This window comes from Falsirhodobacter sp. alg1, from assembly GCF_000739715.2.
In the GTDB taxonomy this organism is placed as follows: domain Bacteria; phylum Pseudomonadota; class Alphaproteobacteria; order Rhodobacterales; family Rhodobacteraceae; genus Falsirhodobacter.
Window position 1 is genome coordinate 225,577 of record NZ_BBJC02000005.1, and the last position, 14,525, is coordinate 240,101.

Consider the following 14,525-nt stretch of genomic DNA (forward strand, 5'->3'; position numbering starts at 1 on the left):
GATGATCGAACTTCGTAATGTATCAAAGACGTTCATTTTGCATAACCATGGCGCCGCGGTTATTCCAGTCATGTCAAACGTCTCTCTCTCGGTCAGACCGGGTGAATGCGTGGGGCTGCTGGGGGCATCAGGGGCGGGGAAATCCACCTTGATGCGAATGCTCTGGGGCAATTATCTTGCCGCCACCGGGTCTATCATTATCGCGGGCACCGATGTGACGCGCGCCGATCCGCGCGAAATTCTGGCCTTGCGGCGCGAACGGATGGCCTATGTCAGCCAGTTTCTCCGGGTGGTGCCGCGCGTCCCCACGGTCGAAGTTGTCGCTGAACCGCTATTTGCCACAGGTGCTGATGAAAACGCCGCTTTGGACATGGCCCGGTCACTGCTGGATAGGCTTCGGATACCCGAGCGTTTGTGGGCGCTATCCCCCACGACGTTTTCAGGCGGGGAACAGCAACGGGTGAACATTGCGCGCGGTTTCATTCGCCAGGTTCCGGTCATGCTGCTGGATGAACCCACGGCCAGCCTTGATGCCGCCAACCGCGAAACCGTTCTGACCCTGATCGAAGAAGCAAAGTCACGGGGGACGGCCATCGTCGGCATCTTCCATGATGAAGGTGCGCGTGAAAGGGTATGTGACAGAATGATTGATATGGCAGAGTTTGCGGCATGACCATATATGCAGTCGTGGGCCCTTCGGGGGCGGGCAAGGACACGGTCATCAATGCGGTGCGTCGGCAGCGGCAGGGCCTTGATATCCTGCGCCGGGTGATCACCCGCCCCGAAGCGCCGGATGACGAACCTTTCGAAGGGGTGAGCCCAGAAATCTTTGCGGAAAGGGAGGCTGCGGGGCAATTCGCGCTTTGCTGGAATGCGCATGGATTACGCTATGCCATCCCCCGCCCCACCGGAGCCGGGCCGACAATTTTCAACGGATCCCGCAAACGGTTGCTGGAAGCGGCCGCGGCCTTTCCCGGTCTGGAGATTATCCACATCACCGCCCCGCAGGACATCCGCGCAGCCCGGTTGGCCCTACGCGGGCGCGAAGACGCCGCTGATATTGCTGCGCGCCTACGGCGGGAAGCGCCACTTCCCTCGGGTCTGATCGTTCACGAAATCGACAACGGTCGCGATCTGGACAGGGCCGTTGCCGCGTTTCTACGTGTACTGGATGATAGATGTCAGATCGGATAACGGCGTATCAGCCGGAACATGCCATCGTCGCCTTCGCCGACAAGGCAGATTTCATGGATTCCGAACTTTGCGGGCAATACCGGGGCCACCATGGGGACCATCGCATCGGCGGTCATATCTGTCGGCCCTGTGAGAGTGATATGGAAACGGAATTCCTCCATCACAAAGGGGTAGCCCCACCGGTCAAGCAACGCGCGCTGCCGTTCCGAGAGCCGCTCCGGATGGCGCCGCGCAATTTCGCCATCGGTCAACGGCGCGCGGAAAGGATCGAGCGTTTCAACGACCTGTGCCGCCAGATCGTTCAGCCCGGCCTGATCGCCCTGCGGAACCAGCGCCAGAAACCGACCGATCTGCGAAACCGCCAGCTCTCCCGGCCACACGGGCGAAAGCGATCGCGCCAGTTCGCTGACCGCAGCCTCCAGATCCTGCTGCGTGCCATCCAACCGGAACGGGGCCTTGAGCGTCGCGTGCAGCCCGTACTTTCTGGGCTGCGCCACCAGTGCATCCGTCGACATGGGCTGCGCCACACGCACCCCGCGCACGGGATCCCACCCTAGCCATTCAGCACCGAATGTCGCCAGCGGACCGGGGGGCGGCAAATAGTAGATTGCATATCGCTTCATAAAATAATCTCTCCTTCACCGCCGCTTATCGCATCTGTGTCACAATTCTATGGCGATACACCGGGGTCCACCATACGGAACGGAATATGACCGAAACCATCTTTACGAATGCCAGACTGGTTCTGGAAAACGAGGTTCGCACCGGATCCATCGTTATCCGGGATGGCCTGATCGCGGACATCGGAGAGCCGCGCCGGACAGGCATCGATTGCGACGGTGACCTGATTGCCCCCGGCCTGATCGAATTGCACACCGATAATCTGGAGCGCCATATCCAGCCACGTCCGGGGGTCAACTGGCCCCATGCTGCCGCCATCATTGCCCATGACGCCGAACTGGCATCAACCGGCATCACCACCGTCTTCGATGCGCTGCGTGTCGGATCGATCAGCGGTTCCGACGGCTATAGCCGCTATGCCCGCGATCTGGCTTCGGAAATTCTTGCAATGCGCCCGAACCTGCGCATCAGCCACCGGCTGCACCTGCGCGCCGAGGTCTGCTCTGAAACACTGGCCGAGGAGCTGGCCGAGTTCACCGCCGATGACCGCATCGGCATTGTCAGCCTGATGGACCACACCCCGGGGCAACGCCAGTTCCGGGACATAAGTAAGCTCGCCCAGTACCACAAAGGGAAACGTGGCATGTCCGATGCTGCCTTCAAGGAGCATTGCGATTTGCTGATCGACCTGCGGAACCGCTTTGGCACCACGCATGAGGCCGCGACCGTGGCTGCGGCCAAACGGTGGGGGGCGGTTCTGGCAAGCCATGATGACACAACAGCAGAGCATGTCGCCACCTCGGCGGGATATGGCATAGAACTTGCGGAGTTTCCCACCACGATGGAGGCGGCCTCGGCCAATCGCACTGCCGGCATCCGCAATATCATGGGCGCACCGAACCTGATCCGTGGCGGCTCCCATTCCGGCAACATTGCCGCGCACGAATTGGCTGCGGCGCGGCTACTGGATATCATCAGTTCGGACTACGTGCCCGCAGCGCTGCTGACCTCGGCCGTAATGCTTGGCAACCTTTGGGACAATCTGGCCCAGGGCTTTGCTACGGTTACCGCCGCACCGGCAGCGGCAAGCGGGCTTGTAGACCGCGGGCGACTGGCCGTCGGGCTGCGGGCCGACCTCATTCGGGTTGCAATGCCCGACACCCAACCCTACCTGCGCGAAACCTGGGCATCGGGACATCGGGTAGCCTGAGGCTGCCCGACCCCGCGTAACTGCGGGGTCGGACGCCGGCATTCCTTTTAACAGCCGTGACAGGCCAGTCCGTATCTTCTAATGTTCCGCCACCAAGGGGAGTCCTTCGAGGGGCTGAGAGGCGGCTGCATTTTACGTGCCGCGACCCTGACAACCTGATCCGGTTCATACCGGCGAAGGGATTGGATGAGGCATTTCCGGCAATCGGCCAGACAACGGAGGGCCGGTCTGCCGGAACAGAGGATATCATGATGGCTAAGAATTTCACCGACATTCTGAAACAATCGAGCGAACCGCTCTGGTCAGATGCGGTCAACCACAGGTTTGTCACCGAGTTGGGGAATGGATCCCTTCCCGACGCCGTGATGGGGGCCTATCTCGTTCAGGACCACCGTTTTCTGGACAGCTTTCTTATGCTGCTCGGCGCGGCGATCGCCACGGCAGATACATTCACAGCACGTATCAGGTTCAGCCAGTTTGCAGGCATGATTTCGGGCGAGGAGAATACCTATTTCCTCCGCGCTTTCGACGCATTGGGCATCCCCCCCGAACAGCGCGAAACTGTCCCTGACACTCCGCCAACCGATGGGTTCAAGAAGCTGATGCAGGAAGCCGCGGGAACGCGTTCCTATGCCGCGGCCCTTGCGGTGCTGAATGTTGCAGAATGGCTGTATCTTGAATGGGCAAAGACGATTCCGCGGCCGCTTTCCGAAAATTTTGTCCATGCAGAATGGGTTACCCTGCACGACAATCCCGATTTCAGCAGCTTTGTCGCATTTCTGAGAGCGGAATTGGACCGTATCGGCCCCGCCGAGGAGGCTATCAGCCGGGATTTCTTCCAACGGGCTGTTGAGCTGGAGGTTGCGTTTTTTGACGCAGCGTTCTCAATCTGAGCGCTGGTATTCGTCAATTAAAACGAACACTCTCATACGCATAAGCGGCTTTATCGCGCGATCCGATTGCGTTATTGTTCGCGGCGAACACTTTGGAAGGACAATCCATGCTTACCAAAACACCAAAACGCGTTGCCGTCACCGGTGCCGCAGGCCAGATCTGTTACGCGCTGCTGTTCCGCATTGCCAAAGGTGATGTTTATGGCAAGGACCAGCCGATCATCCTGCAACTGCTGGACCTGCCGCAGGCACTGGACGCGGTTCGCGGCGTGGTGATGGAGCTTGAGGATTGTGCCTTCCCGCTGCTTCAGGATGTCGTGATCACCGATGATCCGCTGGTTGCCTTCAAGGATGCGGACGCCCTGTTCTTCGTCGGTTCGCGCCCACGTGGCAAAGGCATGGAGCGCCGTGACCTGCTGACCGCCAATGCCGAAATCTTCCGTGCGCAAGGTCGTGCGCTGGATGTCGCGGCCAAGCGTGATGCGAAAGTGATTGTTGTGGGCAACCCGGCCAACACCAACGCCATGATCCTTGCGGCAAATGCTCCGAACTTCCCGTCGGAAAACGTGACATCGATGATCCGTCTGGACCATAACCGTGCGCTGACCCAGTTGGCGTCCAAAGCTGGTGTTGCCGTTCAGGACATCGACAAATTCGTCGTCTGGGGCAACCACTCCCCGACCATGTTCGCGGATCTGGTTGAAGCCGAAGCGAACGGCAAGCGCTTGGCCGACATGATCAACGATGACGAATGGTATCGCAACACGCTGATCCCCGACGTCGCACGCCGCGGCACGGCCATCATCGAGGCACGTGGAGCATCGTCGGCCGCATCCGCCGCGAATGCCGCGATTGATCACATGCATGACTGGATCCATGGCAGCAACGGCAAATGGGTATCGATGGGCGTACAGTCCAACGGTGAATACGGCGTGCCGGAAGGCCTGATGTTCGGCGTGCCTGTCATCTGCAAAGATGGCAAATATGAGCGCGTCGAGGGGCTGACCCACGGCGACTTCCAGAACGAGATGATGGCACGCACCATCGCCGAGCTGGTAGAAGAGCGTGAGGCGGTATCCGCCCTGCTCGGCTGATAAGATCTAGCACGCGCAAAACGACCCGGGGGCTGCATTTTCATGCAGCCCCTATTTTATTTCACACGACTGCTGGCAATAACCCGCGCAAAACTTAGCTTTTTGATATGCCCATTAATAATGCATATACTTTACTCTTGTAGTCGTTCACGTCGCCACCCAATGTTCGCATCAGACGACTAACAACGGGTAATCTGCGTGCCAGCGCTTCCCGGACTTTCAATAAAACCACCTATATCCAGCGGGGTTGTACATGGCTGCACTTGTAACGGGCGCGGGAAACCGGATCGGCAAAGCCATCGCACTGCACCTTGCAAAACGCGGGTTCGTTGTGGGTGTACATTACGCGAACTCGGCCGAAGCAGCAGATCAGACAGTCACTGAAATCCGACATATGGGGGGCAGAGCCGTTGCGCTACAGGCGGATTTTCTGCACGAAGATGCAACCCAAGGCTTGATCGGTAAAGCTGTTGAGGCACTCGGACCGCTGACCGTCCTTGTCAATAATGCCTCTATCTTTGAAGCGGACAGCATCGAAACGGCAACCCGTCTGAGCTGGGACAGGCATATCGATTCAAACCTTCGCGCGCCACTTGTTTTGACACAGGGTTTTGCGGCCCAGATCCCGAAAGATGATTATGACGGCGAACCAATCGCCCGCGGCCTGATCGTCAACATGATCGATCAACGCGTACACAAGCTGACGCCGCACTTTACAAGCTACACCCTGGCAAAAGCCGGGCTATGGGCATTGACGCAAACGGCTGCGCAGGCGTTGGCCCCACATATCCGTGTCAACGGCATAGGACCGGGGCCAACTCTGGCAGGCGCGCGTCAGTCAGCCGAAGATTTTCGCAACCAACGGGCCGCCACAATCTTGCGGCGGGGCGCCGATACCGACGATATAACTGCAGCGCTGGATTATTTCCTAGGGGCGAAAACCGTAACAGGACAGATGATATGTACCGATGGGGGGCAGCATCTGGCATGGGAGACGCCGGACGTGACCGGCGTCGAATAGATCGGATCAGCCAGCGTAGGGCCTGATTGCCCCATCATCTCGACGAAACAGAACGCACGGGCCGGAAGACATGCGGGGATCGTAAGCGAAGCCTCGTTTATCCATTGAGGCGAATATCTCACGAACACCGGTCAATCCATAAAGATGATCGTGGAGTTCGAGAAATACGCGGTCAATTCCCTTCAGGTCGGCTCCACCCAGAATTTCGCGCTCGGCGCCCTCGACATCCATTACCAGCACATTGATGGATTGGCGCGTGATATACTCATCAATATTTGTGGAGGTGATCGAAATCGTAGTCTCGAATGGCCCCTGGCTCTCAATCATCGACGACATCCAGAAATCACGCCGGATATAAAAAATATGATCCGATGCCCCCCCGGATGACAACAATCCATGCTCAAAAACGACGTTTGAGATATCGTTGGCTTCGGCCACCCGACGTGCCAAAGCCACCGTGCCAGGGTTTGCATCGAACGACCAGATCTGCACATCAGGGGTTTGCGCCATGACTGATGTTATGACGCCGATGCCTGCGCCTAACTCCAGAACTCTGTCACCCGGTAGCAAAAGGTCCCGAACCTGCCTCGCCTCTTTTGCCTCATATTCACCCGTTTGCAGGGCCTGCCATATAATTGGCGATACATCCTGATCGGTAAGAGGAAGCTTGATGCCGTGAATCGAAAACGCGGAGGGCATTATATTATGATCCAAACTGGTTATGCACAAAAACCATATCGCTCTGATACCCCTAGCGTAAATGAGCTAATTCGGTGGCAGGCACAGGATGGCCGAAGAGATACCCTTGGGCGATATGCCCCCCAAGTTTTCGGATGATCTCCTTTTGCTCCACCGTCTCCACGCCCTCGATGATTATGAACTTATTCATCGTCTGGCCCAGATCGATCACGAGTTTGACCAAGGCCTCCGCCTCTTTGTCGTGGCCGATATCACGAATGAACGACTTATCCAGCTTGATCGTATCGAATGGAATATCCCGCAGTACGGCCAAGGATGAATATCCCGTTCCGAAATCATCCAGAGCAATGGTTATACCGAACCGCCGCAAATCATTAAGCGCAATGACAATATCCTCACGCTTGTCCAGAAGCATCGACTCCGTTACCTCCAGCTCCAGTCTGTTAGGCTTCAGCCCTGTCACGCGAATAGCTTCCGAGACAACGGAAATGAACTCTGGCGATTGCATTTGCATGGTAGAAAGATTGACCGCGATTTTAAGCGGCGTGGCCCATGTCACAGCTTCGGCGCAGGCCTTGGTCAGGATATGCTGGCCGAGTTCGCGAATAAGGCCGATATCCTCTGCGATCGGAATGAAAATGTTGGGCGATATATGACCGCGTGTCGGATGGTTCCAACGTGCCAATGCCTCGATGCCACGCAATTCATCCGTTCTGACGCAAACCTGAACTTGATAGGCGACCTCGATTTCACCCTGCCCGATTGCCTTTCGCAGATCGCTTTCAAGTAGCGTCCGGTCATCAAATTCGCCCTGCATGAACGGCTCAAATACGCAGATACGGTCTGAACGCGACGCTTTGGCCCGATAGAGCGCAATATCGGCTCGCTTGAACAGTTCCTGTGCATCATCGACGGATGGAGTGGGTACATTCACAAGGCCGATAGAACATCCAATTTCAACCCGTCGATCCGAGAGCTGATAGGGGGCAGCAATATCAATGGCCAGATCGTGGGCATAGGCCTGGCTGTCCTCCGCCGTTTTCCCTAACAGAAGACAAGCAAATTCATCCCCGCCAAGCCGACAGAACATCTGGGGTTTTACATCAAATCGCCGCATCCTCTCACTGACCTGATGTAGCAAGACATCGCCGAAATCGTGGCCCATCGTGTCATTGATCGTCTTGAACTCATCCAGATCCAGCAGGAGAAGGCTGACCGAGCAGTCCGGAGTCTGCAAAGCGGTTTCCAACTCTCCCCAAAAGAGAACGCGATTGGGCAATGCGGTCAGAGAGTCATGATGCGCGGCATAATGAAGGCTACGGTTTTTATTACGAAGCTCCTCACCAGCTTCATTGAGGCTATTATTCAGTATCTTGCCGCGCTTATGGGCCAGCTTCAGCAACCGGTTATGGTTCTGCAAGATAAGCAGCAGGCCGCACCAGCACATGATCAGGATTGTGACGACTATTCCGGAAATCCGGTGGATGCGCTCCAAGGCCACCAAATTTTTTTCGACCCGCGCCCAGCTGAGTTGCACGGATTGGGCAGAGAGCGTGGTCAAAGGCCGTTCTAGCTCATGCATCCGTGCCAAGATGGGCGCAAGATCGGGCGTTTCGGAGCCATTCAAAGATGTATCAAGATCGGTTACGACGGCGAAGAGAGTGTTCATTGTACGCTCCCGCGTCGGCATTTCGCCCATGAACAGTTTAATCGTACCCTCGCGCATGGTCAGCATCCGGCTGATCATGATATCCAGCCGCAACCTGACGTCATCCAGCGTCACATCATAGGTGTCGGCATTATAGAGCGCCAAGGTCGCTTCCAGCCGCATGAACTCCTGAACCGTCTGGCTGATTGCCCAGGTGTCATTGTGCTGGGCCACACGGCGCAGCACATTCTGCCGCTCCTGCACGGTATTCGACAGATAGATTGTCGTCACGATGAAAACGGCAATCAAAAAGCTGAGAAAGCGGATCACCGCAGCTTACCGGATTTCGATCCGCGAAACCTGCCACGATGACCGCGCATAATAGGTCTGTGCGCGCAGCCGTTCGCTGCTGGAATAGGGATAGATGATGAAAATCGGGCCTTTTTCCCGAACGGACATATCGCGACCATTCAGCTTCATCGCCAGAATGACTCCCGTATCTGCATCCTCAAGCGGAATCTTCACTTCGTAATCGTTCAGCGCCGTCACCGTCATCTGGGTACCGTGCGCCCCGACCTTTTCCAGCAATACTGATACCGGCACCCCGGTAAATGTCATCCGGTCATCGTACCATGGGGACTTCGTGACAATATCCACCATCCCCATCGCTTCCAGTGCGGCGCGATCGAATTGGGCAGTATCGCCCACATTGGTATTTGTGATCTGCCCGCTTACGGTCAGCAACACCTCTCCCGCGGGGGCGGGAAGTTCCTCGGCACGAAGCGGACCCCAAACGAGAGTGATAGCCGCAAAAGCCACCGCAAGCATTTTATTCCAAATCTGCATCAATCACTCCACTTGCAAAAGACACCTGCGATTGCCAGCGCCTCGTTCAATATTCAAGGGGAGCATACCTAGTCCGAAAAAAGACATGTGCCGCCTGACTTTGATAATTATTTAGTCGAAAGCCTTTAACTGGAACTTAACGGCAACAACTAAACGCAATTGTGAACCAGAAAACAATAAGACATGGCCCCTTAATGCAAAACACCCTCCAAATCCGGAGGGTGTTTCTTCTAATTTGTCGCCTGAAATCGGGAAGTAGTTATTTCAATCCGCCCAAGACGGCCGAACGGTCTGCTGCTGCGGCGACAGCCTCTCGCATCAGCTTGGGCAGTGCCTCGGGCATTTCAAGAACCGCTAGACCCGCCTGCGTTGTGCCATTTGGGCTGGTGACTGCCCGCTTCAGGTCAGCCGCATCGCGCGGATCGTCCAGCAGCATCTTGCTGGTACCGTAAAGGGTCTGGCGTACCACAAGATCGGCGCTCGCCTTATCGAACCCCTGCGCCATGGCAGCCTCGACCATATATTGCGCGATCGCAAAGACATATCCCGGTCCGCTCCCGGCCACGCCGGTCCCATGGTCGATTCCTCCTTCGTCATCCATCCAGAGGTATTTGCCCACACCTTCGAACAGATGCTGGATCAGCGACCGGTCCGACCAGTCCAAGGCAGGCGGAGCGTAGCCGATCGTCATCCCCTCGCCCACCATGGCAGGCAGGTTCGGCATCGTGCGAACAACCCGCGGCGTTCCCAGCTGCGCGGCCAGTGTCGGCGTCGTTACACCCGCCATAATTGATACGAAGATCGTGTTCTCTCCCGTTTTCAGCCCTGCAAGGTCAAGCTGCGCAAAATACTGCGGCTTGATGGCGATGATGACAAAAGCATAATCGGCTTCGGGTAGATCCGCGATTGCGGGCACGATCACGGCATCAGCGTTATCGGGAAGCCGGCTCTGTACACGTTCGGGGTGACGATCCACGATATGCAGCGTAACCTCGGGGCGGGTCGCGACCAAACCGGCGGCGATGGCAGATCCCATATTGCCGCAACCGATGAACAGGCAGGTAAAAGGTGTCTGGGTCATAAAATGCTCCGTTTGGTATCAAGGTGAATATTATTTGGAAGGATAGAGACGTTTGTTCATTTCTTCGGTATAGCGGCGCAGGCAATATTGCTCGGTCAACAAACCAAGCGGGCGGCGATCCTCGACCGAGGTCAGTACAGCCAGCACATCGGTTTCATCGCGGGCAAATTTCGCCAAGGCATCCCGTACATTCTGGTCCGGCAGCAGATGATGCTCTGCCTGTGTGGCAAGCGAGCGAACCTCCCGTGTCAGGTTCTGTGTTTCGGAATGCAGATCAGATACTGACAACAGGGCGGTATATCCCCCCAGATCATCAACCAGCGCCACATATTTGGTGGACCCCAAGGGAACACGCCGCTGCCCTTCGGCCAGTGTAATCGTTGCAGGCATCGTCGGCGAATGCCGGCGAACGAGCCTACCCACGCTCAACTCGCGCAGCCAACCGATATCAGCGGCACTGCGGATCGCTTCGCCTCGCAGGTGGAATCGCCACGTGGCAAAGGAGAAGCCGAACAACCGCCTGACCGTAGCAGTAGCGATCAAGGACGAGATCAGAACCGCCAGCGTCAAGGGAAGGCTTGCGGTTGTTTCCAATGCCAGTAGCGACATGGTTAGGGGTGCGCCGATGATCGCTGTGGCCATCGCACACATCCCCACCACGCTCAGTAGGACGATGGGCACATCCAGGCCGAAGGCCACCAGCCAGATGATGGCAAACAGCTTGCCCGCCACCGCCCCCAGCAGCAACGATGCAAAGAACAACCCGCCTCTGAAACCCGATCCGATCGAAATGGCCGAGGCCACGCATTTGAGAACCAGCAGGACCAGCAGGACCAATGGTGCCGGATTCTCTGCCAGCACGATATTCAGTGCCCCATGGCCCGACGACAGGATCTGGGGCGTGGCCAGCGCCATTATTCCCACGGCGATGCCCCCCAGAACAGGGTGGAACAAGCCGGGGATCGGACTGCGTGCGAGAACACGCTCTATCAGGCCGACGCTGCGCATCACCAGAATGCCGATAAGGGCGCATACCAAAGACAGCAGGATGATCGCAACATAGGTATGTGCGGGCAACTGCCCGGCAAAATGCAGGTTGAACCCCTCCGGCTCGGCCAGCAAGCGCACGGTTCCGACGGCGCCGATGGCTGCCGCCAGAACCGGCAACAGCGCAGCAGATGTATAGGCCGCAATGACAAGCTCGAATGCATAAAACGCGCCCGTCATGGGCGCATTGAAAGCCGCGGCCACGGCAGCGCCCGCCGCCGCTGCAACCAGATAGCGCAAATCCTCCCGGCGCAGTCGCATCTTCTGCCCCAGGGCCGAGGCGAGGCCGGAGGCAGTTTGCGTATAGGCGGCCTCCATCCCTACCGACGCACCGAAAGCGCTGGAAACCAGGGTCTGAAAGCTGATGAAAAGACTGCCGCCCACCTGCATCTGCCCGCCGCGCAAGGCATTGGCCTCGATCGGGTCAGAAACGCGGGCAAAGTACCGGCGGGCCACCAGATAAGAGAGTGTCAGGAGCCCCCCGCCGACTACCGGACCCAAAAGAACCCGCCATGGATCAAGTGCCAATTGTCCGCTGGTATCATAACCTTCGAAATTGAAGATGATCTGGCTCATCGCCCGTAGAACGATTTCCCACAGCAATACCGACAGTCCGGCACCGATCCCCACACATAAGGCAAGCAGCGCAAAGGCGATCTCGTCCCGGCGCAGCAACGCACGCAAGCGAAACGGCGCCCGAAGGCGCCGCTTGATCCACTGGATGGATGTGCGGCGTTGCCTCACCCCGTCATTCGCCGATGTAGGATGCGTAAAGGGCTGCGATCTCCGCAGTGACCGGGCCTGGCTTTCCCTCCCCGACCGGTCGACCGTCGATAAAGGACACCGGGGTGATCCCCCCCAGGGTTCCGGTCACGAAAATTTCGTCGGCACTGTAAACTTCTGCCAGGGTAAAATCCTTCTCACGCACGATATTGCCTGCATCTGCCCAGATTTTCAGGGCTTTCGATCGCGTAATGCCGTTAAAACAGGTCAGGCCGGTCGATGTCCACAGTTCCCGCCCACGAATGATGAAGAAGTTCGTGGAATTGCAGCTGGCCACAAATCCGCGGTTATCAAGCATCAGCGCTTCATCCGCACCCATGTTGATCGCCTGGATCAGCGCCTGGATGAAGTTGAGGCGGCTGTGCGAATTCAGGCGCAAATCGAACACATCCGGCGTCGAGCATCGGATGGTCGATGTCATCAGCGTCAGGCCCTTTTTCTTGATGTCCGGGTTCGGCTGCTTGTATTCGGCAACGATCACGATCGTTGCCCCCCCCACGATGAAGCGCGGGTCCTGGTTCGGCGTGGATTTGACACCGCGCGAAATCATGAGACGGATATGTGCGCCGTCCTCCATCCCGTTGTGGTTCAGGGTTTTCCAGATTTCGGCAATCAGATCCTCACGCGGCATACCGATGTCAAGCTGGATCGCGTTCGCACCTTCGTACATCCGCGCCATATGTTCATCAATGGCAAGGAGCTTGCCCTTCACAAGGCGAAGCCCCTCCCAGACGCCATCACCCAGTACGAAACCCGCATCGAAAATGGAAACCTTTGCCGCATCCCGGGAAAAGAATTCCCCGTTGATATAGATCTCCACATTTTCATTCCGCGGATCCTTGACGTAGGATTGCGAACTCGTGCTGCTCATCGGGGTCATATTATCGTCTCCTTTGCGCCGTGGCGCGATCGTTAATCAGAATGCGAATTCGCCGAAACGGCGCAGGAATTCCTGCGTCTTGGCCTGTTTCGGGTTCTTGAGAACCTCATCGGGGGTGCCCACTTCGTGGAACACGCCATCAGCGAGGAAAATAACCTTGGTTGCGAAGTGGTAGGCGAACCCCAATTCATGCGTGACCAGAAGCATGGTCCGCCCCTCATCCGCCAGATCGCGGATCACGCGTAGCACTTCCCCCACCAGTTCGGGATCGAGCGAGGAGGTCGGCTCATCGAACAGCAGTACCTCCGGCTCCATCGACAGGGCGCGCGCAATCGCAACCCGCTGCTGCTGGCCACCTGACAGGCGCGAGGGCCATGCGTCATGCTTTTCGGCCAGCCCAACCTTTGCCAATTCACGGATCGCGATGTCGCGTGCGCGCTCCTTCGACAATTTCTTTACGGTGACCAGCCCCTCCATCACGTTCTGCAGAACCGTCATATGCGGGAACAGGTTGAACTGCTGGAAAACCATGCCAAGCCGTTCGCGCACATCGCAAAGCTGCCTTTCGGGATAGGTGATGGTACCATTCGAGCCAGTGGTTCCGATGCGCTGGCCATCCAGCGTGATCGTTCCCTTGCTCAGCGTTTCCATAAAGTTCAGGCAGCGCAGAAAGGTGGATTTTCCGGAGCCGGAGCCGCCGATGATCGCCACCCGCTCTCCCCTTTCCACGGAGAAATCGATCCCCTTCAGAACGTGATGCTTCTCAAAGGATTTATGAAGGCCGGTAACTTCCAGCAATGGACCAGACATTTTGGCTCCTTTCCGGAGAGCGCATAGGGATCAGTTCGAGCGGGCGAGATGCTTTTCCAGCCGTCCCGCAAGAAACGTTCCAGGATAGATCAACATGAAATAGATGAAGGCCACCGCTGTCAGGATCTCGAACGGGCGGTAGTACGTAGCGCTCAGCAGCCGCCCCTGATACATCAGCTCATGCACAGACAGCACCGAGGCCAGTGACGACATCTTGGCCACTTCGATCACCCGGTTTGTCAGCGCTGGCAGCATACGCTTGATCACCTGCGGCAGGATCACGCGGCGCATCGCCTGTGCCTGCGACATGCCGATGGCCTTGGCTGCCTCCATCTGACCGCGGTGGATCGAGGTGATGCCGCCACGGAACAATTCAGCGGAATAGGCAGAGGTATTGAGCGCCAGCGCCATGAGCGCGGCCACGAAGGGCGACAGCTGCGTGCCGATCAATGCCGGGAAGGCATAGAAGAACCAGATCAGCTGGATCAGGACCGGTGTGTCGCGAAACAGTTCCACATAGACAAGGCTGGGGGCGGACAGCAGACGGCGTTTCGACAGGCGCAACTGCGCGATGAAAAACCCACCCGTCAGGCCCAGAACAATGGCCGGTATCCACAATTGCAGCGTTACCACAACACCGCGCCACAGCACGATCCAGTTGTCGGTGACCAGTGAAAAGTCGATTGTATAATTCATGA

15 protein-coding genes and 1 riboswitch are annotated in these 14,525 nt (G+C 57.3%); of the genes, 6 read left to right on the plus strand and 9 right to left on the minus strand.

Features of this window, described 5'->3' with window-relative positions; translation table 11 throughout:
• Window position 1: 1 nt before the first annotated feature.
• Entirely contained in the window at window positions 2-673 is a 672-nt protein-coding gene (phnL, locus tag TR36_RS11260; RefSeq protein WP_045392463.1) for a phosphonate C-P lyase system protein PhnL, read from the plus strand.
• Window positions 670-1,194, plus strand: a complete 525-nt coding sequence (locus tag TR36_RS11265) for an AAA family ATPase (protein ID WP_045392461.1) — start codon at window positions 670-672, stop codon at window positions 1,192-1,194. Before phnL ends, TR36_RS11265 begins: the two co-directional genes overlap by 4 nt.
• Here the strand turns inward: TR36_RS11265 and TR36_RS11270 are convergent.
• A complete protein-coding gene (locus TR36_RS11270) occupies window positions 1,182-1,817 on the minus strand; it encodes a DUF1045 domain-containing protein (RefSeq protein ID WP_045392459.1) in 636 nt (211 codons plus the stop codon). The two genes, TR36_RS11265 and TR36_RS11270, sit on opposite strands and share 13 nt — an antisense overlap.
• 86 nt (window positions 1,818-1,903) lie before the next feature.
• Here TR36_RS11270 and TR36_RS11275 point away from each other — a divergent pair, with 86 nt between their 5' ends.
• The 4 genes from TR36_RS11275 (at window position 1,904) to TR36_RS11290 (ending at window position 6,033) form a co-directional block, all read left to right on the plus strand.
• Window positions 1,904-3,025, plus strand: a complete 1,122-nt coding sequence (locus tag TR36_RS11275; protein ID WP_062763248.1) for an alpha-D-ribose 1-methylphosphonate 5-triphosphate diphosphatase — start codon at window positions 1,904-1,906, stop codon at window positions 3,023-3,025.
• 85 nt (window positions 3,026-3,110) lie between these two features.
• Window positions 3,111-3,225: riboswitch (TPP riboswitch) on the plus strand.
• A 51-nt stretch (window positions 3,226-3,276) separates the two neighbouring features.
• Window positions 3,277-3,918: a TenA family protein gene (locus TR36_RS11280; RefSeq protein ID WP_045392775.1), complete on the plus strand. Its 642-nt coding sequence runs from the start codon at window positions 3,277-3,279 to the stop codon at window positions 3,916-3,918.
• 107 nt (window positions 3,919-4,025) lie between these two features.
• Window positions 4,026-5,012 carry a malate dehydrogenase gene (locus TR36_RS11285; protein ID WP_045392455.1) on the plus strand — a complete coding sequence of 329 codons (987 nt, stop codon included), beginning with the start codon at window positions 4,026-4,028 and terminating at the stop codon, window positions 5,010-5,012.
• Window positions 5,013-5,265: 253 nt separating this feature from the next.
• Window positions 5,266-6,033, plus strand: coding sequence for an SDR family oxidoreductase (locus TR36_RS11290; protein ID WP_045392453.1), 768 nt, complete (start codon window positions 5,266-5,268; stop codon window positions 6,031-6,033).
• A 6-nt stretch (window positions 6,034-6,039) separates the two neighbouring features.
• Here TR36_RS11290 and TR36_RS11295 read toward each other — a convergent pair whose 3' ends face one another.
• From TR36_RS11295 to TR36_RS11330, 8 genes are all read right to left on the minus strand, one after another.
• Window positions 6,040-6,732 carry an FkbM family methyltransferase gene (locus TR36_RS11295; RefSeq protein ID WP_045392451.1) on the minus strand — a complete coding sequence of 231 codons (693 nt, stop codon included), beginning with the start codon at window positions 6,730-6,732 and terminating at the stop codon, window positions 6,040-6,042.
• 52 nt (window positions 6,733-6,784) lie between these two features.
• Complete coding sequence (locus TR36_RS11300; protein WP_062763250.1) at window positions 6,785-8,710, minus strand: bifunctional diguanylate cyclase/phosphodiesterase; 1,926 nt, start codon at window positions 8,708-8,710, stop codon at window positions 6,785-6,787.
• A gap of 6 nt (window positions 8,711-8,716) precedes the next feature.
• Window positions 8,717-9,226: a molybdopterin-dependent oxidoreductase gene (locus TR36_RS11305; protein WP_062763252.1), complete on the minus strand. Its 510-nt coding sequence runs from the start codon at window positions 9,224-9,226 to the stop codon at window positions 8,717-8,719.
• 259 nt (window positions 9,227-9,485) lie between these two features.
• Window positions 9,486-10,307 (minus strand): pyrroline-5-carboxylate reductase, encoded by an 822-nt coding sequence (gene proC / locus TR36_RS11310; protein WP_045392443.1) that lies wholly within the window; start codon window positions 10,305-10,307, stop codon window positions 9,486-9,488.
• Between the two features lie 30 nt (window positions 10,308-10,337).
• Entirely contained in the window at window positions 10,338-12,098 is a 1,761-nt protein-coding gene (locus tag TR36_RS11315) for a chloride channel protein (RefSeq protein ID WP_052362643.1), read from the minus strand.
• A 4-nt stretch (window positions 12,099-12,102) separates the two neighbouring features.
• A complete protein-coding gene (locus TR36_RS11320; RefSeq protein ID WP_062763254.1) occupies window positions 12,103-13,017 on the minus strand; it encodes an aminotransferase class IV in 915 nt (304 codons plus the stop codon).
• Between the two features lie 36 nt (window positions 13,018-13,053).
• The gene (locus tag TR36_RS11325) at window positions 13,054-13,827 is read right to left on the minus strand and encodes an amino acid ABC transporter ATP-binding protein (RefSeq protein ID WP_045392437.1); all 774 of its coding nucleotides are present in this window, start codon (window positions 13,825-13,827) and stop codon (window positions 13,054-13,056) included.
• A gap of 30 nt (window positions 13,828-13,857) precedes the next feature.
• The gene (locus tag TR36_RS11330; RefSeq protein WP_045392434.1) at window positions 13,858-14,523 is read right to left on the minus strand and encodes an amino acid ABC transporter permease; all 666 of its coding nucleotides are present in this window, start codon (window positions 14,521-14,523) and stop codon (window positions 13,858-13,860) included.
• Between the last annotated feature and the right edge of the window lie 2 nt (window positions 14,524-14,525).